The sequence below is a fragment of the Furfurilactobacillus sp. W61-4 genome (assembly GCF_057545565.1).
This window is the reverse complement of sequence record NZ_BAAJNZ010000004.1, coordinates 264216-284279: the sequence shown is the minus strand read 5'-3', so window position 1 is coordinate 284279 and position 20064 is coordinate 264216. Positions and strand designations below refer to the sequence as shown.

General features: G+C 44.4%; 19 protein-coding genes and 1 pseudogene. 16 read left to right on the top strand and 4 right to left on the bottom strand.

Annotation, left to right across the window (positions count from 1 at the left end):
* Positions 1 to 441: 441 nt before the first annotated feature.
* Positions 442 to 2025: a hypothetical protein gene (locus AC27FN_RS07060; RefSeq protein WP_487167295.1), complete on the bottom strand. Its 1584-nt coding sequence runs from the start codon at positions 2023 to 2025 to the stop codon at positions 442 to 444.
* Between the two features lie 256 nt (positions 2026 to 2281).
* Here AC27FN_RS07060 and tmk point away from each other — a divergent pair, with 256 nt between their 5' ends.
* From tmk to tsaD, 11 genes are all read left to right on the top strand, one after another.
* Complete coding sequence (tmk, locus tag AC27FN_RS07055; RefSeq protein ID WP_487167294.1) at positions 2282 to 2926, top strand: dTMP kinase; 645 nt, start codon at positions 2282 to 2284, stop codon at positions 2924 to 2926.
* 35 nt (positions 2927 to 2961) lie between these two features.
* Entirely contained in the window at positions 2962 to 3291 is a 330-nt protein-coding gene (locus AC27FN_RS07050) for a cyclic-di-AMP receptor (RefSeq protein ID WP_407883992.1), read from the top strand.
* 32 nt (positions 3292 to 3323) lie between these two features.
* Complete coding sequence (gene holB / locus AC27FN_RS07045) at positions 3324 to 4346, top strand: DNA polymerase III subunit delta' (protein ID WP_487167293.1); 1023 nt, start codon at positions 3324 to 3326, stop codon at positions 4344 to 4346.
* A gap of 30 nt (positions 4347 to 4376) precedes the next feature.
* The gene (locus AC27FN_RS07040) at positions 4377 to 4727 is read left to right on the top strand and encodes a DNA replication initiation control protein YabA (protein WP_407883988.1); all 351 of its coding nucleotides are present in this window, start codon (positions 4377 to 4379) and stop codon (positions 4725 to 4727) included.
* A 15-nt stretch (positions 4728 to 4742) separates the two neighbouring features.
* Positions 4743 to 5633: a 16S rRNA (cytidine(1402)-2'-O)-methyltransferase gene (rsmI, locus tag AC27FN_RS07035; RefSeq protein ID WP_487167292.1), complete on the top strand. Its 891-nt coding sequence runs from the start codon at positions 4743 to 4745 to the stop codon at positions 5631 to 5633.
* Positions 5633 to 6421: an acyl-[acyl-carrier-protein] thioesterase gene (locus AC27FN_RS07030; RefSeq protein WP_487167291.1), complete on the top strand. Its 789-nt coding sequence runs from the start codon at positions 5633 to 5635 to the stop codon at positions 6419 to 6421. Before rsmI ends, AC27FN_RS07030 begins: the two co-directional genes overlap by 1 nt.
* Before the next feature lie 70 nt (positions 6422 to 6491).
* The gene (galE, locus tag AC27FN_RS07025) at positions 6492 to 7484 is read left to right on the top strand and encodes a UDP-glucose 4-epimerase GalE (RefSeq protein ID WP_487167290.1); all 993 of its coding nucleotides are present in this window, start codon (positions 6492 to 6494) and stop codon (positions 7482 to 7484) included.
* 258 nt (positions 7485 to 7742) lie between these two features.
* The gene (gene tsaB / locus AC27FN_RS07020) at positions 7743 to 8465 is read left to right on the top strand and encodes a tRNA (adenosine(37)-N6)-threonylcarbamoyltransferase complex dimerization subunit type 1 TsaB (RefSeq protein ID WP_487167289.1); all 723 of its coding nucleotides are present in this window, start codon (positions 7743 to 7745) and stop codon (positions 8463 to 8465) included.
* Positions 8449 to 9054: a ribosomal protein S18-alanine N-acetyltransferase gene (rimI, locus tag AC27FN_RS07015; protein ID WP_487167288.1), complete on the top strand. Its 606-nt coding sequence runs from the start codon at positions 8449 to 8451 to the stop codon at positions 9052 to 9054. Before tsaB ends, rimI (AC27FN_RS07015) begins: the two co-directional genes overlap by 17 nt.
* Positions 9041 to 9526, top strand: coding sequence for a ribosomal protein S18-alanine N-acetyltransferase (gene rimI, locus AC27FN_RS07010; RefSeq protein ID WP_487167287.1), 486 nt, complete (start codon positions 9041 to 9043; stop codon positions 9524 to 9526). Before rimI (AC27FN_RS07015) ends, rimI (AC27FN_RS07010) begins: the two co-directional genes overlap by 14 nt.
* Positions 9510 to 10556: a tRNA (adenosine(37)-N6)-threonylcarbamoyltransferase complex transferase subunit TsaD gene (gene tsaD / locus AC27FN_RS07005; RefSeq protein ID WP_487167286.1), complete on the top strand. Its 1047-nt coding sequence runs from the start codon at positions 9510 to 9512 to the stop codon at positions 10554 to 10556. Before rimI (AC27FN_RS07010) ends, tsaD begins: the two co-directional genes overlap by 17 nt.
* A 140-nt stretch (positions 10557 to 10696) precedes the next feature.
* Here tsaD and AC27FN_RS07000 read toward each other — a convergent pair whose 3' ends face one another.
* Both AC27FN_RS07000 and AC27FN_RS06995 read right to left on the bottom strand, forming a co-directional pair.
* Positions 10697 to 11932 (bottom strand): ABC-F family ATP-binding cassette domain-containing protein, encoded by a 1236-nt coding sequence (locus tag AC27FN_RS07000; protein WP_487167314.1) that lies wholly within the window; start codon positions 11930 to 11932, stop codon positions 10697 to 10699.
* A 180-nt stretch (positions 11933 to 12112) separates the two neighbouring features.
* Positions 12113 to 12553: pseudogene (locus AC27FN_RS06995) on the bottom strand (ATP-binding cassette domain-containing protein); the annotation flags it as partial.
* Positions 12554 to 13017: 464 nt separating this feature from the next.
* On the opposite strand from AC27FN_RS06995, the gene AC27FN_RS06990 reads away from it, so the two are divergent.
* The 5 genes from AC27FN_RS06990 (at position 13018) to AC27FN_RS06970 (ending at position 19346) form a co-directional block, all read left to right on the top strand.
* Positions 13018 to 13677: a redox-sensing transcriptional repressor Rex gene (locus tag AC27FN_RS06990; RefSeq protein WP_487167285.1), complete on the top strand. Its 660-nt coding sequence runs from the start codon at positions 13018 to 13020 to the stop codon at positions 13675 to 13677.
* 265 nt (positions 13678 to 13942) lie between these two features.
* Entirely contained in the window at positions 13943 to 14227 is a 285-nt protein-coding gene (groES, locus tag AC27FN_RS06985) for a co-chaperone GroES (protein WP_487167284.1), read from the top strand.
* Between the two features lie 59 nt (positions 14228 to 14286).
* Positions 14287 to 15918, top strand: a complete 1632-nt coding sequence (groL, locus tag AC27FN_RS06980; RefSeq protein WP_487167283.1) for a chaperonin GroEL — start codon at positions 14287 to 14289, stop codon at positions 15916 to 15918.
* Between the two features lie 396 nt (positions 15919 to 16314).
* Positions 16315 to 18150: an APC family permease gene (locus AC27FN_RS06975; RefSeq protein WP_487167282.1), complete on the top strand. Its 1836-nt coding sequence runs from the start codon at positions 16315 to 16317 to the stop codon at positions 18148 to 18150.
* Positions 18151 to 18455: 305 nt separating this feature from the next.
* Entirely contained in the window at positions 18456 to 19346 is an 891-nt protein-coding gene (locus AC27FN_RS06970) for a phosphate ABC transporter substrate-binding protein PstS family protein (protein WP_487167281.1), read from the top strand.
* Positions 19347 to 19410: 64 nt separating this feature from the next.
* Here the strand turns inward: AC27FN_RS06970 and AC27FN_RS06965 are convergent, their stop codons facing one another.
* Entirely contained in the window at positions 19411 to 20046 is a 636-nt protein-coding gene (locus AC27FN_RS06965) for a YigZ family protein (RefSeq protein WP_487167280.1), read from the bottom strand.
* Positions 20047 to 20064: the final 18 nt, after the last annotated feature.

Sequence of the window (20064 nt, the reverse complement as noted above, 5' to 3'; positions counted from 1 at the left end):
ATCGCAGGTGGTTTTAAAACAATCGATTTAAATCAAATATCGAACACAGAAAATTATGATATTTCTGTGTTCGATATTTCTTGTTTATTTCAACTTAGAACAAGTCGATTGCTGGGTCATAATTGAAAATATAAATTTATGATGTTCCCGCTTAAATGGCTCTCGATATCCTTAATCAGAAATGTCCTTTAATCGTAATATTGCTTTTATAGCTATAAGCAATACCTTCGTGTTTAAAATTTGGATGTGAGAAATATGATTTTTTACAGTTTTGGCGAAGGTAAATCGATAGTAGGTTTAAAAGGGATACAGTTGACGCAATGTAGTAGAAACTAGAAAAATTAGATTTTAGTTTATTTGCTGTTTTTTAATCATTAGATACGCCACTTTCCACTTATCAACATTAATTGGATTATGATGATTTATGTTTGTTTCTAATTGCTAAGTTATTTCGAGCAGGACGAAAATCCTGTTTTTTTTCTGTCCAACGATAGAACCCCTGTTTTGAACAGGTCGAGTTTTACTAATTTTGACGACATGGTAGCGCCGCAAAATTAATCGGGGCAGTTGGTGGCGGATTTCAGTTACCATTCGTGGTTGTTTCAGATCGACTGAAGAATTAGACCAACCGAAATCGTAAACAATATATTGACTTTGGCCAGTTGTGACCGACCGATTCAGATTGGCACGTTGTATCGGAAAATGTCGTGGACTTAGGTTGGTCTCTTCAAAATATTTAATTTGAGGGGTTAGTTTCGTGTATCGACCTACACCGATATCTATAGTGTTGAAGTAAATTAGGCTGGGCGATCGTTGGGTATGTTGGGCGATGTAGCGACCAAAATCTTGTGGTGCGTATGGCGCCTTACTGGTTACCCATGGCACGCTCATCGCAATTTTGTTGGTGACGGAGGGTGCAAGGCTGGCTAACACGATTAAAGTTAAGGGCACCTGATTCGGATAATGATTAGAGTTTGACCAATTGTTGAATACGATTGGAAAACCACATATTGCCAAAACAGCTGTGGTTAAGAACATATATGGGTAGTCACGCATAGACCAGTAACTGAGCAATAAATTTGTGGTTAATGTCAGGCTAATGATAAAAAATAAGTCACGCGCTTGTGATGTTCTTGCGAGTGTAACGAGCGTTATGATGCCCATTACCAAGGTTATCGGCTGATTAATTAAAGCAATGCTAATCAATCTGAGAATAAGGATCACATGTGTCAATAAGGTGATGGTACCAGAATTCGAATAGGCTGTAATATTGGTTAAAAAGTAGATCTGCCAGAGTTGTGCTAACCCATGCTGTAGTTGGAAATAGACTAACATTCCTGTTGAAATTAATAGTCCTCCCAGGAGTCCCAAGCTGGTAGAGACCCAAAATTGGTGAACTTGATGCCGCCGATAATAAATGGTCAACGTTGTAATCCCCAATGCTAACCATGGTGCAATTAACGTATACTTAATCCAAAAAACAATGCCACCGCTTACTCCGATCATCATGGCTTGTCCAATAGACATCCGCTGTTGTTTAAGTAAACAGAGAACACTATACAAACTCAATAATAACCAAAAAGCGGCAAATTCTTCTGGACTACCGCCCGTCTCAAATGAGGTTGATCCAACGAGTAAAAAAGGTAATAGCAAGGATAGACCAGCTGATTTCCAGTTTGAAATCGTTGGATAGTAGAGGCGTATGATGGATTTTTCGACGGCCCAAAGTCCGATTAGATTGAGTAGTTCAATGATAAACAAGCCAAGATAACCTTGATCATTTATGATATTGGCTAATAAATAATAAAGATACAGGACTGGGCCGCGTTGCTCGAACAAGTCTTTAAATGGTATCTTTCCTTCTAAAAAACCCTGGCCGATTGTTAACATTGCATTAGTATCGGGCCACCAATTTCCTTGGCGTAATGGGCTGCTTCCGAGAAAGAGCAGACAAAATACGGTTAGGCTGCTAATGGATATTAAAAACGAGCTTAGCCGTGATTTTTGTCGTGATTGTTGGGTCATGAGGTATTTTCTCCAATCCAAAGTTTGAAACAATTTAGGTAAGCTTGCTTACTTTTAGCCTAGCATAACTTTGACTAAAGCCAGTATGGATCGTTCCCATAAACCATTATTGATATTTGTTGTGAAATTTTTAGACCAAATTCAGGTTCTTGGAGCTAATTAAATTATGTCAACTCACATTGATTCTGGTTAGACAGGTCTTCATATCTAAAGTACAATGTCAGTATTGAAGTTATGAGAATGGAGTAGATTAATAGTGGATACAAGCGCATTTATTACTTTTGAGGGGCCAGATGGGGCCGGTAAAACCAGTGTTTTGAATGCGCTGATTGAGCATTATGTAGTTAAACTAGGCGATCGTTTGCTAAGTACGCGAGAACCGGGTGGCAACAAAATTTCTGAAGCGATTCGTGCCATTATTATGGATAAAGCTAATCTCGAAATGGACGCACGGACCGAGGCGTTATTGTTTGCGGCGGCGCGGCGTCAACATTTGATGCAGACTGTGCGGCCGGCATTGAAAGCTGGCAGGATTGTTTTTTCTGATCGTTATGTGGATAGTTCCATTGCCTATCAGGGAGCTGGGCGAGAAATTGGTGAAGCGGCGGTTGCAGAAATGAACCGCTTTGCCACGGAAGGTTTGACACCAGATTTGACCATCTACTTTGACATTCCATCAGAAGTTGGTTTGGCACGGATTCATCAGTATCGGGCGGATCAGGTGAATCGCTTGGATAATGAAGCATTGGCCTTTCATCAACGAGTACGGCATGCTTTTCTGCAGATGGTTGAGGCACAACCAGAACGGATTATTTTAGTTGATGCAAACCAGCCATTTGATCAAGTGGTCATTCAAGCAGAACACGTGCTGGCTGAACGATTTCCAACCGTATTTGGTTAAGATGTAAAGTTAGTAAAACTAAGGAGTGTGTGGTTATGAAAATGATCGTTGCAATTGTGCAAGACAAAGATAGTAACCGACTAAGCAATCAATTTATCGAACAAAACATCCGAGCGACCAAGTTATCTTCGACAGGTGGTTTTTTACGATCTGGTAATACGACTTTTCTAATTGGGATTGAAGACGATCGTGTTGACGAGGTGTTGAACTTAATTAAGGAGACATCGCATACGCGCGATCAGTTTATGACGCCACCCGTTAACATGGATGTCTCCATGGATCAGACAGCCTCTTATCCGGTTGAAGTGACAGTCGGCGGCGCAACTTGCTTCGTGCTACCAGTAGAAGCATTTCAACAGTTTTAAAGCAATCACCTTAGAAATTGCGATGAGGTCTTATGCAAACTAAAAATGAAATCTTGCAGAATGCTGAACAGCGACAACCCGTCCTGGTTCAGCATTTTCAAAATGTAATTGAACATCGGGAATTGGCACATGCTTATTTATTTGCCGGACCAAGTGGTAGTGGCAAAGTCGAATTAGCCATGTGGATTGCCATGCGGCTTTTTTGTATCAATGTTAAGGATGGTCAGCCTTGCGGTGTTTGCGAAGAATGTCAACGCATTACAGCACATGAACATCCGGATGTTGTGATTGTTGAGCCGGATGGCAATGCAATCAAGGTTGATCAAGTCCGTTTTCTTAAAGCCGAATTTTCAAAGAGTGGTGTTGAGGGTAATCGAAAGGTGTTTATCGTGGCTGGTACTGAGACGATGACGGCCAGTGCAGCTAACAGTTTATTGAAGTTTCTAGAGGAACCGGCTGGTGATATGACCGCCTTATTACTGACGACCAATGCGCAACTGGTTTTACCAACGGTGATTTCTCGTACACAGGTCATTGAAATGAAGCCATTAGGCGAAGCTGAACTACGAGTTCAATTCAAAGCGGTTGGTTTACCAGCTGATTTGACGGAGCTCACGTTACGATTGACAAACGATCCTAACGAGGTAGCTGACTGGTTAATTGATGACTGGCTCCAACAAGCAGTTGCTGCGGTTTGGCAGTGGTTTAGTTTGGTGGCCAAGCCAGATTTAAATGCTTTTGTGCTGGTTAGTACGACCTTAGTGCCTTTAGCTAAGGATCGGCCACATCAACGGCTACTGTTGGATATGATGCTAAGTGGTTTTCGCGACTTATTAATGACTAAGGTGGCGATCAAAAAATTTACGCCACGTTTTACCAAGCACGACAAGGAATTAGTCACACTTGCAAGTCAATATAACGAAACTAATCTTCTGGAAATAACCGATTTAGGGTTACAATCAAAGCAACTGCTTGAACGCAACGTTAGCTTTCAAAACATCGCTGAATCGTTGACGTTACAGGTTGTTGACCGCCTGACAGAAGCAATTACCTAGCAGAACAATCATTTTGATGGAGGTATCTTTGTGGACAAGCGACAATCAATGCTGAGTGATTTCGATCATCTAGAAGAACAGGCAGATGCCATTTTAGGACAGCTAGCCGCGTTAAAGGCACAAGTGACGGCTCTTTCAGAAGAAAACGCGGAATTAACGGTAGAAAACCAACATTTACGTGAATTATTAAATGAAGAAGATGACACCCACGACGAACAACAGCGGCTATCCAAGTCTTTGCGGAACTTGGAACGCTTGTATGAGGCCGGATTTCATGTTTGTCGTGAGTTTTATGGTCAGCGGCGAGAAGCAACGGAATCTTGCGCATTTTGTTTGGAACTGATTTATGGCGAACGTGAGCGAGCCAACAAGGCGAGTTAGGGGACTAAAAGATTTATGACGGCAACTAGCCAACAAAGTTTTAGCGTTCATTCTGTTGGGACACTGTACTTGGTGCCCACACCGATCGGCAATTTACAGGATATGACATTTCGCGCGGTTGAAATATTGAAACAAGTCGACTTGATCGCCGCGGAAGATACGCGCAATACACAAAAATTATTAAATAATTTTGAAATTGACACAAAGCAGATTAGTTTTCATGAGCACAATACAAATGAACGCATTCCAGAGCTACTTGGCTGGCTTTCACAGGGGCAAGATATTGCTCAGGTCAGCGATGCGGGAATGCCATCAATTAGCGATCCAGGGGAAAAATTGGTAGCTGCTGCGATCGATAGTGGTATTCCAGTGGTGCCACTGCCTGGGGCTAACGCTGGTTTAACGGCCTTAATTGCCAGTGGCTTGGTACCACAGCCATTTTATTTTTATGGCTTCTTAGATCGAAAAGCAACAACGCAGGCCGAGGAACTGGCTGAGTTAGCCCAACATCCGGAAACAATCATTTTGTATGAAGCACCACATCGGTTGAAGAAGACGATAACCGCCATTCAAGTGGCGGTTGGTGATGATCGGCAGTTGGTATTGTGTCGGGAGTTAACTAAACGATATGAGGAGTTCATTCGTGGAACGGTTGGTGAAATCTTGGCTTGGCTAGACGATCATCAGCCACGCGGTGAGTTCGTGATTTTAGTGGGTGGAGACCCACATCCGGAGGCCAGCGAGGTGACGGATCCGCTACTGGCATTGTCCGTCGTTGATCACGTTGAAGCATTGATTGAACAGGGATTAAGGCCCAACGAGGCCATTAAACAAGTTGCCAAAGCACGGGAACTTAAAAAGCAGGACGTTTATGCGGTATATCACCATTTGAATGAGGATAATTAATGACCAAGGAAAATCAATTTACTGAAACGCATCAAGTCACCTATTATGAAACCGACTTAACAGGACAAGTGACGTTAGCCATGTTGGTTGATATGGCCGTGTTAGCTTCTTATGATCAGGCAGAAGCATTGGGCGTTGGCACGCAAGCAATGCTTAAGCAGGGATTAGGCTGGGTGATCACCCAGTATGAAATACAGGTCATTCGATTGCCGAAAGATCGCGAACAGTTGGAGATTACAACTGAAGCTACTTCGAATGATCGGTATTTTGCTAATCGGCAGTTTTTCGTGCGTGATGACGATGGCAATCTATTAGTACATATTAAAGCAGTCTATGTCGTTATGGACTTGGTTGCGCGGCGGATGATTGCGATTCCTGATGCACTGATTGCACCTTATCATGCGCCCAACGTTAAACGCATTCCACGATTACCCCGACCAAGCAAAATTACTGAGGATGAAACGTTCATCACCAACGACTATCATGTCCGCTATTTTGATTTGGACACTAACCATCACGTGAACAATGCTCGCTACTTTGATTGGCTACTCGATCCATTGGGGGAAGAATTTTTGACCAAGCATCGTCTACAGCATGTGACAATTCGGTTTGAAAATGAAGTCCGCTACGGGCATACGATTACTAGTGTTGTGACCACGCCATTAACGGTTGATGGGGCAATTGTCACTAAACATCAAATTGTGGGCACCGGCGAAGCACAGGGTCAGACTTACGCCGAAGCTGAATTAACATGGCTTGTTGCGGAAGCAATGGATGAACCTAATTGAGAAACCGTTTTCGTCAATAATTTGGTGTGCTAAGATAGAATTGTTAATTCAATGTCGGGAGGAAAAATTAATGTCCATTTTAGTCGCAGGTGGGGCTGGTTATGTTGGCTCACACATGGTTGATCGGTTAATTGAAAAAGGAACCGATGTTGTCGTGATTGATAACCTATCTACGGGTCATCGGGCAGCTGTTAATCCAGCGGCTCATTTTTATGAAGGGGACACGCGCGATCGGGACTTTTTGACCGAGGTATTCACGAAGGAAAATATTGATGGTGTCATTCACATGGATGCATTCTCAATTGTTCCTGAGTCCATGAAAGACCCGCTCAAGTATTTTGATAATAATGTTTATGGCATGATCACACTCTTGGAAGTCATGCATGAACAAGGCGTTAAACGGATGGTCTTTTCATCGACAGCCGCGACATATGGTGTACCTGAACGAATTCCAATTCATGAAGATGATCGTAAGGAACCAATCAACCCATATGGTGAAAGTAAGCTGATCATGGAACACATGATTCACTGGTGTGATGTGGCTTACGGAATCAAGTGGGTCGCTTTGCGATACTTCAATGCCGCTGGCGCCAAACCAGATGGTTCAATTGGAGAAGATCACCATCCAGAAACCCATTTATTGCCAATTATTCTGCATACTGCACTTGGCGACCGGGATCATATTGATATGTTTGGTGATGATTACGACACGCCTGATGGTACGAACGTCCGCGACTATGTTCATGTCTTTGATTTGGCTGATGCGCACATTTTAGCGCTCCAATATTTGGCCGAAGATAATGAGAGCCGCGCCTTTAACCTAGGTTCATCGACTGGTTTTTCAGTTAAACAAATGGTTGAGGCAGCACGCGATGTTACCGGTCGTGAGATTCCGGCCAAGATTGGTCCACGGCGTTCTGGGGATCCAGATTCCTTAGTTGCCGATTCAGCGGATGCTCGGAACATTTTAGGTTGGCAGCCTCAATATGATGATGTTCATGAAATCATTAAGACAGCTTGGGCATGGATCCAAAAGCACCCTCGTGGTTATGAAGATAAGTAGCCCTTAATACAACGAAATTGTTAGTTGAGTTTTAACAGGAAACGTCTGACCAAGCGGTACGCTGCTGGGGCAGGCGTTTTTGGTCGACCGTGAATCACACTGCAAAAGTTTAACCTATCAATCGTCTAAGTGACTAACCTAGTAAAAGTAGATGTTTTTCGCCGATTGTGTCTAACTAGGGCAAATGCTGGTTTTGTGTTAAGATAATGGCTGTTTAAGAAACTATGTAAATGGAAAGTTAATTGATGAAGGAGATCCATGAAGGTATTAGCATTTGATACGTCCAACCGGCCAATGAGCGTGGCTTTATTAAATGACGATCAGGTGGTGGCAAAGCAAACGACGGCCACACAACTTAACCATAGTGTTCAGCTGATGCCAACGATCTCGGCGTTAATGACTGAACAAGGTTGGCGCCCACAAGATTTGGATCGGGTGGTTGTCGCGGATGGTCCCGGCTCTTATACGGGATTACGAATCGCGGTGACAACCGCTAAGACGCTGGCAGCCACGTTAAACCTTGAACTGGTGGGCGTTTCGAGTTTAGCAGTAATTGCTGCTGGTGCACCAACCACAAAGCAACTGATTAGTCCGATTTTTGATGCACGGAACACGCAGTTATACGCCGGCGTTTATCGATTCGTTGAGGGGCAATTGACTTCAGTGATTGATGATCAACATACGGATATTGCCAGTTGGCAGACGACGCTGCGTCAGTTAGGTGAGCCAATTACCCTCATTGGTGAAACCAGCCGTTATCAAGCAACTTTCGATGAGGCATTAGGCAATCAAGTAACTTATGTGACTGGTGACGCCAATTTACCTGATGCTGGGCGCCTCGGTTTGTTAGCGCGGCACTTGCCACCAGTGCAAGACGTGGATCAATTCATTCCCAATTATTTGCGGTTATCGCCTGCTGAAGCCCAGTGGGCCGCTGCTCATCCAGGAGAAAAGCACACGGATTATGTTGAAGAAGTGTAAAACTGCATTGGAACAATGGTATCGGCATCACTTTGCCCGAGAAGTGCGGGAACAGCAAGCCGAAGATCTGGATATCAAGAACCATCATTTGACGATTCGTGACACCCAGTATTTTTTAGGGCGCGCTCAGTTTCCTGATGTGCCGGAAATTGTTGAAGTGGAGCGGGCGGTATATGACGGCAAGACGCCCTGGGATGCTCAGGCGTTTGCCAATGAATTAAAACGAAAACAAGACCGTTTGTATTTGGTTATTCGCAAAAATGATCATTTATTAGCTTTTGCGGGTTGCTCTTTTGATTTACAGCGGCAAGATGCACATATTACTAATATTGCGGTCTTACCTGATTGGCAAGGCAATGGTCTGGGCGAATTTTTAATGCGTACTCTAGTTCGTAAAGCGCGCCATATGGGGATGCGACAAGTGACCCTTGAAGTTCGTAAGAGTAATTTGCGTGCCCAACAGCTTTATCAAAAATTAGGTTTTAAACAGACCGGAATTAAACGCGGTTATTACTTTGGCGACCATGAGGATGCCTTAGACATGCGATTATCGCTGAGTCCATCGGTTGAGAATCATGACCAAAGCTAGGGCACAATTGACTGTATTTAAACCAACTGATCCATTAGCTGGTGCAAAAATAATTTTTGAGCTCGCTCAGGCGGCCTATGCAACGGGGGCACCATGGCCACTGGCCGTGATTGCCGAAAATCTTGTGGCGCCGACGAGTCAATATTGGCTCGCCCAAGTAGCCAATCAGCCGGTGGGATTTCTCAGCGGCGGGCTTGTGATTGACGAAGCTGAGCTGACTAATGTTGGCGTAGTTCGGGATTGGCAAGGTCATGGAATTGGTCGGCAACTCATTTTGCAGTGGTTGGCGACGCTACCTGAAAATACGATTGTTACCCTAGAGGTGCGTACGCACAATCGCGCGGCAATTGGCTTGTATCAAAGTTTGGGCTTCGCTAAAATTGCCACGCGAAAGCGCTACTATAACCGACCGGTTGAAGATGCCCAGATCATGCAACTTATACGAAAGGATCATCATGTCGGAGACAAATGAACGTGAATTAATTTTGGCTTTTGAAACTAGTTGTGACGAAACTAGCGTGGCGGTTGTCGAGAATGGCAACCGGATTTTAAGCAATTTTGTGGCCACCCAAATTAAGAGTCACCAACGTTTTGGTGGCGTTGTTCCTGAGGTGGCTAGTCGCCACCACATTGAGGAAATCACGATCGGCATTCAAAAAGCACTTACTGAAGCACAAGTTACACCAGCTGAGCTGACGGCGGTTGCCGTCACTTACGGCCCGGGACTAGTGGGGTCACTGCTAATTGGGGTGACTGCTGCGAAAACCTTTGCTTTCGCTCATGAATTACCGTTGATTCCAGTTAATCATATGGCTGGGCATATTTATGCGGCTCGCTATGTGGAACCATTGGTGTTTCCTTTATTAGCCTTACTTGTTTCCGGCGGTCATACCCAAATTGTGTTTATGAAAGCGGCCAATGAATTTGAAATCATTGGGGATACTAGAGATGACGCAGCTGGTGAAGCTTACGACAAAGTTGGTCGCGTGCTTGGGATTGAGTATCCGGCTGGTAAAGAGTTGGATCGTCTGGCTCATTTAGGTCAAGATACATTTAAATTTCCCCGAGCGATGATTCATGAAGCTAACTATGATTTTAGCTTTAGCGGTCTTAAAAGTGCGTTTATTAACACAGTTCACAATGCAGATCAACGCGGCGAAACGCTCAATCGAGAAGACTTAGCGGCAAGTTTTCAGGCCAGCGTGGTGGATGTGTTGGTAGGCAAGGTGCTTGCGGCTGTACAACGTTATCCTGTGCGCCAATTAGTTTTAGCCGGCGGGGTGGCTGCTAATCACGGCCTTCGCGAAGCGTTGAGTGAGCAATTGCCTAAAGTGGTGCCCGACACCCGATTAGTGGCAGCTCCATTGGCTCTGTGTGGCGATAACGCTGCTATGATTGGCGCTGCGGCGCATGTGGCGTTGACACAAGGCGTTCGCGCAGACATGACCTTGAACGCCGATCCAAGTCTAGAATTCACTTGGGCGGCTGGTGTGGAAGCATAATCGTCGCCGCTCTCGGCAAAAAAGGATGAAATCGCGGACTCGTTCCGAGATTTCATCCCTTTTTTGATCAGATTATTTGAGTTTAAAAACTGTGCAGCTAGTAAAGTTGGCGAATCACCAGCTCACTAGTGACCGGACTTTTAATCTAAATGATGGCTCTGGTTGAATTGCTCCAACGCCTCACTGGCCGCTGTCCACTGTTGTTCGATTGTGTCATTTTCTTTATTAAGAGTATCTAGTTCATGCTGTAAATCGGTCAATTTGCCGATATCAGCAGCGTTTTCAGGCGCTTGCATGGTGGTCGTGACTTGATGGATTTTGACATCTAGCTGGTCAATCTGCTCTTCCAATGCGTCGACTAAGCGCTGATGCTTGCGCTGATCACGTAGGTCGGCCTTGCTAGCTTGGTAGGCTGTGCTAGCGGCGTTAGTCGTGGCCTGTTGATTAGGCTCACTGGGCGTTTGCTGACTCAAGGCAGTTTGATAGTCATCATAATCGCCCTCAAACCAGCGGGTACCATTAGCAGATAGTTCAACGACTTCAGTTGCGACTTGATTAATAAAGTAACGATCATGCGAGACGAACAAGACAGTCCCCATAAAATCGTTAAGCGCTTCTTCAAGTACTTCTCGTGAATCAATATCTAAGTGATTGGTCGGCTCATCTAAAATTAGGAAATTGTCGTGGTCAAGCGACAGCTTGGTTAAGGATAAACGAGCGCGTTCGCCGCCACTCAATGCGCTAACGGGTTTAGCGACGTCATCACCAGTGAACAGAAAACTGCCTAGCAGCGTCCGAATTTCGCGCTCTGCCATGGTGGGATGTTCATCCCAAATTTCATTTAAAACGGTCTTTTCATCGTGGAGAACCGCTTGTTCCTGATCATAATAGCCAACAGTGACATTGGCCCCAATTTTAACCGTGCCCGCTAAAGCTGGGCGTTGCGATAAAATGGTTTTTAAAAGCGTCGATTTGCCGACCCCGTTTGGGCCGACAATACCGACCGCGTGCTGTTTAATAACATTAAGATCAATATGGCTTGCTAAAGGTGCCCCCGGAGCATAGCCAATTTGCAAGTCAGCAACTTTCAAGACTTCTTTGCCACTGTCATGCTCAGGCTGGAATCGAATGCGAATCGAACGATCATCATCTTTGGGCGCTTCTAAACGATCCATTTTGGCTAATTGTTTGCGACGGGCCTGCGCTCGTTTTGTTGTGGAAGCGCGCACGATGTTTTTATTGACGAAGTCTTCCAACGCACTAATTTGGGCTTGCTGTTTGTCAAATGCCCGTTGCTGTGTTTTGATGCGCGCTGCCTTTTGTTGTAAATAAGCGGAGTAATTTCCTTTATAATGAGTGAGCGTACCTTGGTTCATGTCATAAATATTTGTCACCACATGATCCAAAAAGTACCGATCATGAGAGACAACAAGGACAGCTCCAGGGTAACTCTTAAGATAATCTTCCAGCCAAGACAGCGTTTGAATGTCTAAATGGTTAGTTGGTTCATCTAGAATCAGCAAGTCTGGTTGCTGCAATAAGTACTTTGCTAAGGCTAGCTGGGTTTTTTGACCACCAGAAAATTGCATGACGTTGCGATCATACGTGTCTTCATCAAAGTGAAAGGCATGTAGAACACCACGGATCAGCGCTTGATAGCCATAGCCATTGTGGTCGCTGAAATCTTGCTGTAGTTGATCGTATTCGTTTAAAAAGCGCTGATAAGCTGGACTTTGATGGTCTGCTGAGGGGTCCGCAATTAGTGTCTCTAATTCGCGCAATCGCTGCTCTTGTTGTCGTTGCAAATTAAAGACAGTGAGCATCTCGTTCCAGACCGTATTATTTGAAGTTAACCCGGCGTCTTGGGGCAGGTATCCGATGGTAACTGCTTTACCAGTGGCGATGGTGCCGGCGTCCGGTTCATTTAAGCCCGCAATCATTTTTAACAAGGTTGATTTGCCAGCACCATTGCGACCAACTAAGCCAACGCGTGCGTGATCTTCAACCGTCATGGAGACATTTTCAAATAAGGTCTCGGCGCCGAAACGACGCGCGACTGCTTGTACCTGGAGAACATACATGGTCGAAAACTCCTTTATTTATCAAACGATTTCATAACTACCATTCTAGCATGTTGAGCAAGGAAGCGGCATGGATTACCAAGGGGTGCACTGATTTAGCTTGTGAAACAAAGGGCTGGTAAAAAATTAATAACGATGGTGATCAAAGTTCGTGATTTTAATTAATATCAGCGACATAAAGTTTTAGAAAAAGGATAATCAATTTTAATGCTGTTGCCTCAGGGTATACTAGGGTTTCCTCAGGGCATTTGATAAGAAACTTTGTGAAAAAAACGGATAAAAGAATGAATTCTACTTCACAATAAGTGGCCCTATGCTATAATTGGTCTACACATTAGTTTCACAAACGATACTAATTGAACAAAAAGGAGTGAACCGCCGTGGCCGAACAACGAATCCCACGTGCGACAGCAAAACGGCTGCCGATCTATTACCGCTATTTAAACATTTTATTGGACGCGGATAAGACCCGCGTTTCTTCAACTCAGTTATCGGAAGCTGTTAAAGTCGACTCAGCTACTATTCGTCGCGACTTTTCATACTTTGGTGCCCTCGGTAAAAGAGGCTACGGTTATGATGTTGCCAAGCTCATCGAGTTCTTTAAAAAAATCCTGAATCAAGACCAATTAACCAATGTTGCGTTAGTTGGGGTGGGGAACTTGGGCCATGCGTTATTGAATTTTAATTTCCATCAAAATAGCAATGTTCGTATCAGTGCAGCTTTTGATGTTAATGACAATATCGTGAACACAGTTCAAAGTGGTGTGCCAATTTATCCATTATCAGAAATGGGTCGTCAATTGCAGGATCAACAAATCTCGATTGCGATTGTAACGGTTCCAGAACGTACTGCGCAGGATGTGACCGAACAATTGGTAAAAGCCGGTATCAAAGGAATTTTGAACTTTACACCACGTCGCTTGTCGGTACCTGATTCGGTCCGGGTTCAAAACGTTGATTTGACTAATGAATTACAGACACTCATCTATTTCATTGATCATTATGCAGAGATTGTGCCAACTGAAAGTGAACCAGAATAGTTAGTTAAATATAAAATGATGAACGTCGGTTGCTCGCTGTGTGCAGAGCGACAGACGTTTTTTTCGACTTAATTATTGGGTTTACCAGTAGCGATCAATCATCAATTAGCAGTGTGGACGATGAGCTGCTAATTTTTTTGACTAACTTTGACCAAAAGTCTTGCATTCAGAATCAGGGATGGTTATTATAGACCTTGTTGTTAGCACTTAGACATCAAGAGTGCTAAAAGCGTTTATTTCAACGAAAATTATTGGAGGGATTAACGTGTTAAAACCATTAGGAGATCGCGTTATTTTACAAGCTTCTGAAGAAGAAGAACAAACCGTTGGCGGTATTGTCTTAGCAAGTAATGCGCAAGAAAAACCAACGACTGGAAAAGTTATCTCTGTCGGTGCTGGCCGAGTGTTGGACAGCGGTGACACAGTTGCACCATCCGTTAAGGAAGGCGACACAGTGATGTTTGACAAGTATGCCGGCACTCAAGTGACTTATGACGGTGCAGACTACCTAGTTCTCCATGAAAAAGATATTGTCGCAATCGTTGAATAATTTCGACCTAAATTGCGTAAGTAAAGACGAAATAAAAAATAGTTGAGGTGGAAATTCACATGGCTAAAGATCTAAAGTTTTCTGAAGATGCCCGCAGTTCAATGCTTGCAGGGGTTGATAAATTAGCGAACACGGTTAAGACCACACTTGGGCCAAAGGGTCGTAACGTGGTGCTTGAACAAAGTTATGGTTCACCAACCATCACCAATGATGGTGTAACAATTGCGAAAGCGGTTGAATTGGCTGACCATTTTGAAAACATGGGTGCGAAATTGGTTGCTGAAGTTGCTTCTAAGACCAATGACATCGCCGGTGATGGGACGACCACCGCGACGGTGCTCACACAATCCATTGTTAACGAGGGTATGAAGAATGTGACCGCCGGCGCCAACCCTGTTGGTATTCGGACTGGGATTGAAAAAGCAACCAATGCAGCCGTTGATGCTTTACACAAGATGAGCCACGACGTTAAGACTAAGTCAGATATTGCTCAGATTGCTTCGATTTCCGCTGCGGATCCAGAAGTTGGTGAATTAATTGCTGACGCAATGGAAAAGGTTGGCAATGATGGTGTTATCACCATTGAAGAGTCTAAGGGGATTGAAACCACTTCTGATGTCGTTGAAGGGATGCAGTTTGACCGTGGCTACATGAGTCAATACATGGTTACTGATAACGACAAGATGGAAGCTGACTTGGACAACCCATACATCTTGATTACGGATAAGAAGATTGCTAACATCCAAGACATTTTGCCACTACTGCAATCAGTTGTTGAACAAGGCCGTGCCTTACTGATTATCGCCGATGATATTACTGGCGAAGCCTTACCAACGTTAGTCTTGAACAAAATGCGTGGGACGTTTAACGTCGTTGCTGTTAAGGCGCCAGGCTTTGGCGACCGGCGCAAAGCACAATTGGAAGATATTGCCGCTTTGACTGGGGGTACCGTGATTACTGATGACCTCGGTTTGAATTTGAAAGACACCACGGTCGAGCAGTTGGGCCAGGCTGGCAAAGTCACCGTTACTAAAGATAACACGACGATCGTTGAAGGCGCTGGTAACAAAGCCGACGTTGACGAACGAGTTGCCAACATTCGCACGGAGTTAGAAGCAACGACTTCTGACTTTGACAAAGAAAAGCTACAAGAACGTTTGGCTAAATTATCTGGTGGGGTCGCACGGATTAATGTCGGTGCTGCAACTGAAACGGAGTTGAAAGAACGTCGTTACCGGATTGAAGATGCGCTGAATGCTACTCGTGCCGCAGTTGAAGAAGGTTTCGTTTCAGGCGGTGGTACTGCATTGGTTAACGTTATCGAAGCAGTTGCTGCCCTGAACGAAGAAGGCGACGTACAAACTGGGATCAACATTGTGCTACGTGCACTTGAAGAACCAGTTCGTCAGATTGCTGAAAATGCCGGTAAAGAAGGCTCAGTGATCGTTGAAAAGCTGAAGTCACAGAAACCAGGGATTGGTTACAATGCTGCAACTGATGACTGGGTGGACATGGTTGACGCCGGGATTGTTGACCCAACCAAAGTAACCCGTTCAGCTTTACAAAACGCTGCTTCTGTTTCCTCCTTGCTGTTAACAACTGAAGCTGTTGTGGCTGAAGAACCAAAGCAGGATAATGGTGCTGACGCAGCCGCTGCTGCTCAAGCTGCTCAAATGGGCGGCATGATGTAGACAACACATCAACCAGCATGGTCGATTCAAATGAGTTAAATGGACAAGGTGCTCACCAATCTTAGTTGGTTGAGCACCTTGTTTGTATATAATTATTTCATCGATTTAATGCGATCTTGGTTTTATCTAACACCGCTTAGGTTGGTCAAAATAACGGATGTGATACTGCTTATTTTTGTTGTCAATTGGTGTTCGACAACAATGACTTGTTTGAGACTATTTTTTCACATGGCCTTTATTCAAAATCTAGTGTAAGATAAGTTAGCTGAAAGCCGCAGAATATTGCTGGCTTTTTTGACGTTTGTGGACGAGAAATTCGTGGCGCAAACGCGTTGTCGGTAACTATAATTTATAGAAGGCAGGTGCGGCCTTGTACCTGCCAAAGGGAGTTTCGAAATGTGGCGGTATTTAAAGCGGTTGCTCATTGGTAAACCGCTAAAAACTTTGGATGAAGGCGGTCAAGCACTGACTAAATTTAAAGCTTTGGCTTTGCTTTCATCAGACGCATTATCCTCTGTTGCATATGGGACTGAACAAATCACCACGGTGTTGGTCACGTTGTCAGCAGCTGCCATTTGGTTTTCCTTACCAATTGCAGGTATTGTCCTCATTTTGTTGCTGGCGATCACGTTGTCTTATCAACAGATCATTCACGCCTACCCATCAGGCGGGGGGGCTTATGTGGTTGCGACAACTAATTGGGGCCGTCCAGCAGGACTAGTGGCCGGGGGATCCTTATTGGTGGACTACATGCTGACGGTGGCCGTTTCAGTGACATCAGGTACCGAAGCGATCACCTCCGCGATTCCAGCTCTGTATCATCATCAAGTTGCAATCTCGATTGTCATCGTCTTATTCGTGATGACACTGAATTTGCGCGGCATGAGTGAATCAGCCAACTTCTTGACGATCCCGGTTTATTTCTTCGTGGTCATGATTTCAATCATGATTATCGTGGGAATCTACAATATTGTGACTGGTCAGATCACCTATCATGCCACGGCGGCAGTTAGGGCTCCCGTCCAAGGAATGACGGCATTGCTCTTTATTAAAGCCTTCAGTTCAGGTTCATCTTCATTGACTGGGGTGGAAGCAATCAGTAACGCGGTGCCAAACTTCAAAAAGCCAAAGACGAATAACGCGGCGGCAACCTTAGCCATCATGGCCACGATTCTTGCGTTCTTCTTCGGTGGGATCACCTTTATCAACTATTGGTTGGGGATTAAACCGATGGCGACTCAAACCGTGCTTTCACAAATTGGTGTCGGCATTTTTGGTCACGGGTTGATGTATTACTTGTTGCAAACAGCCACTGCGATGATTTTAGCCGTTGCGGCCAATACAGGTTTCTCGGCGTTCCCTATTCTGGCTTTTAACTTAGCTAAGGATAAGAACCTGCCTCATGCATACATGGACCGCGGTGATCGATTAGGGTATTCCAATGGAATTATCACCTTAGCCGCCGGTGCAATTGCACTAATCGTGATTTTCAATGCTCAGACGACGTTGCTGATTCCGCTGTATGCGGTTGGGGTCTTTGTCCCATTTGCTTTATCGCAATCAGGGATGATTATCCATTGGCGTCGAGAGCAGACTGGTTTTTGGCAAGGAAAAGCCTTTATTAACTTTGTGGGGGCCTTTATCTCCGCGGCCATTGCGATTTTCTTGTTTGTCACTCGTTTTGGCAATGTCTGGCCTTACCCGCTTGTGATGGCCTTACTTATGTGGGTTTTCCATAAGATTCACCAACATTATAAGACGGTTGCTGAACAATTAAGGGTTGCCGAAAACATTGAAACTGCGCCTCATCACTATGATGGTGCGACCGTGATTGTTTTGGTTTCTAACGTGACTCGAGTCACCAAAAATGCGATTGACTATGCGGAATCAATTGGGGACTATGTCATTGCGATGCACGTGTCCTTTGATCAAAATCCAAATAAGGAAAAAGAAACGGTCACCGAATTTAAACGTGATTTTCCTAATGTTCGGTTCGTTGATATTCACTCATCGTATCGTTCCGTTTCAGGGCCGGTTTTGCGTTTCTGTGACGTTATCGCCAAACGCGCAGCTGAGCGTAATTATACGACGACCGTTTTGGTCCCACAGTTTGTACCGCGACGACCATGGCAAAATATTTTGCATAACCAAACAAGTCTACGGTTAAGGTCCGTATTGAATTCACGAGAAAACATCATCGTTTCAACCTACAATTATCATTTGAAACAATAAGCATTTGTTTCATTGAAGTCAGACAATGAGTTTAGTGCATGACGAAGCTTATAAAAAGAAAATCAGGGCGATGCTCAGGATTAGCTAAGCCACAAGAATCGGGCTTGTGTCGCTTGAAAAAGAAGTGAACGGGACAAAGGTCGACAAGTGACCTTTGTTCCGTTTTTTTGGTAGTTTAGCGATATTTACACATTGTTTACGTAAACGATACCACTTCATCATGGTCGTTTTACATTGCCTCCGTATGCTTAAAGTACCGAGTCAGTTGTTGCTGATTCCGGCAATAAGAGAGAAGAGGTTGAACCATGAAAAAAGCAGTTTTAGCAAGTGTACTGGGGTTGAGCTTAGTTATGACGTTGGCAGGATGCGGATCAGATAAAAAAAGTAGCGCTGCGCAAGCTGATCAAAAGCTGTCGGGGAAAGTAGTTGCCGTTGGCTCAACTGCTTTACAACCATTAGTGGAGCAAGCTGGTCAAACCTTTCAAGAAAAAAATAACGGTGTGACCATTAACGTTCAAGGTGGAGGTTCTGGTGCGGGCCTCGGTCAGGTTGAAAAAGGGGCGGTCAATATTGGCAATTCAGATTTGTTTGCCGAAGAACAAAAAGGACTTGATCATACTGGTATGAAAGATCATAAGGTTGCAGTTGTTGGGATGGCACCAGTTGTTAATAAAGACGCCGCTGTGAAAGATATTAGCAAACAACAGTTGATCGATATTTTTACCGGTAAAATCACGAACTGGAAAGAGGTTGGGGGGACTGACCAAAAGATTGTGGTTATTAACCGCGCCAAAGGGTCAGGGACCCGAGCAACATTTGAAAAATATGGGCTTGGTGGCGCACAAACAATGCAGAGTCAGGAGCAGGATTCAAATGGGACTGTTCAAAAAATCGTGGCGACGACGCCTGGGGCCGTTAGCTACTTAGCCTTCTCCTATGTCAAAGACACATTACAACCGTTATCGATTGACCATGTCGCCCCAATTGACGCCAACGTTTCGACAAACAAATGGCATATTTGGTCGTATGAACACATGTATACCAAAGGTAAAGAAAGTGCGACAACTAAGGCTTTCTTGACCTACATGACGAGTTCGTCAGTTCAAAAAGGGTTAGTGAAAAAATTGGGCTATATTCCATTGACGAGTATGCAAGTCAATCGAACGGTTGATGGTGCAGTTCAGGATCGTAAATAAGCTGCGCTAATTTCAAATCAAAAACGATCATGTGATTTCTTCACTGAAGTCACATGATCATTTTTTATTGATAAGGAATCCACGCGATAGTTGGCGTTGTCTCGAGAATTTTTGCCCGGCCGTTGGTTTGATTCATTAAATCAGTTTCAAAAGTTTCATCTGACGATTCGAGTAAAAGCGTTAAGGTAACCGCCGCGCCATAATCGATATGATCAATGTTGACAACTCGCTCACTGATCCAATTCATTAGCGGTTCAGCTTGATCATAGCTGAGGGAGATTTGATACGCGATTAATGATTGTCGTTGCAAACGCGGAGCTTGATTGACTACGAGACTTGCCGAGCTGCCGTATGCACGAATCAGGCCACCAGCGCCTAGTTTGATGCCGCCAAAAAAGCGTGTGACGATGATAATAACGTTGTGTAAATTGTCATTCGTTATAACATTTAGCATTGGGGACGCAGCTGTGCCACTTGGCTCACCATCATCGCTTTGCCGGGTGATTTCATTATGATCGCCTAAGACATAAGCGTATACATGATGGGTGGCTTTAGGCAGCGATGCCTTAACCTTGTCAATGACTTGATTGGCAGCAACTTCAGAAGTAATTGGCGCAATGGTAGCTACGAACCGTGATTTCTTAATCGTTTGTTCGGCAGCGGTTTGTTGAGCAACGGTAATTAAAGCTGGCTGATCCATTGAGATTTTCTCCATTAA

Excerpts from the sequence above, each read along its gene's own strand:
- AC27FN_RS07060 (WP_487167295.1), bottom strand. The coding sequence starts at position 2,025 with ATGACCCAACAATCACGACAAAAATCACGGCTAAGCTCGTTTTTAATA.
- AC27FN_RS07050 (WP_407883992.1), top strand. The coding sequence starts at position 2,962 with ATGAAAATGATCGTTGCAATTGTGCAAGACAAAGATAGTAACCGACTA.
- holB (WP_487167293.1), top strand. The coding sequence starts at position 3,324 with ATGCAAACTAAAAATGAAATCTTGCAGAATGCTGAACAGCGACAACCC.
- rsmI (WP_487167292.1), top strand. The coding sequence starts at position 4,743 with ATGACGGCAACTAGCCAACAAAGTTTTAGCGTTCATTCTGTTGGGACA.
- AC27FN_RS07030 (WP_487167291.1), top strand. The coding sequence starts at position 5,633 with ATGACCAAGGAAAATCAATTTACTGAAACGCATCAAGTCACCTATTAT.
- galE (WP_487167290.1), top strand. The coding sequence starts at position 6,492 with ATGTCCATTTTAGTCGCAGGTGGGGCTGGTTATGTTGGCTCACACATG.
- tsaB (WP_487167289.1), top strand. The coding sequence starts at position 7,743 with ATGAAGGTATTAGCATTTGATACGTCCAACCGGCCAATGAGCGTGGCT.
- rimI (WP_487167288.1), top strand. The coding sequence starts at position 8,449 with ATGTTGAAGAAGTGTAAAACTGCATTGGAACAATGGTATCGGCATCAC.
- rimI (WP_487167287.1), top strand. The coding sequence starts at position 9,041 with ATGACCAAAGCTAGGGCACAATTGACTGTATTTAAACCAACTGATCCA.
- tsaD (WP_487167286.1), top strand. The coding sequence starts at position 9,510 with ATGTCGGAGACAAATGAACGTGAATTAATTTTGGCTTTTGAAACTAGT.
- AC27FN_RS07000 (WP_487167314.1), bottom strand. The coding sequence starts at position 11,932 with ATGAACCAAGGTACGCTCACTCATTATAAAGGAAATTACTCCGCTTAT.
- groL (WP_487167283.1), top strand. The coding sequence starts at position 14,287 with ATGGCTAAAGATCTAAAGTTTTCTGAAGATGCCCGCAGTTCAATGCTT.
- AC27FN_RS06975 (WP_487167282.1), top strand. The coding sequence starts at position 16,315 with ATGTGGCGGTATTTAAAGCGGTTGCTCATTGGTAAACCGCTAAAAACT.
- AC27FN_RS06970 (WP_487167281.1), top strand. The coding sequence starts at position 18,456 with ATGAAAAAAGCAGTTTTAGCAAGTGTACTGGGGTTGAGCTTAGTTATG.
- AC27FN_RS06965 (WP_487167280.1), bottom strand. The coding sequence starts at position 20,046 with ATGGATCAGCCAGCTTTAATTACCGTTGCTCAACAAACCGCTGCCGAA.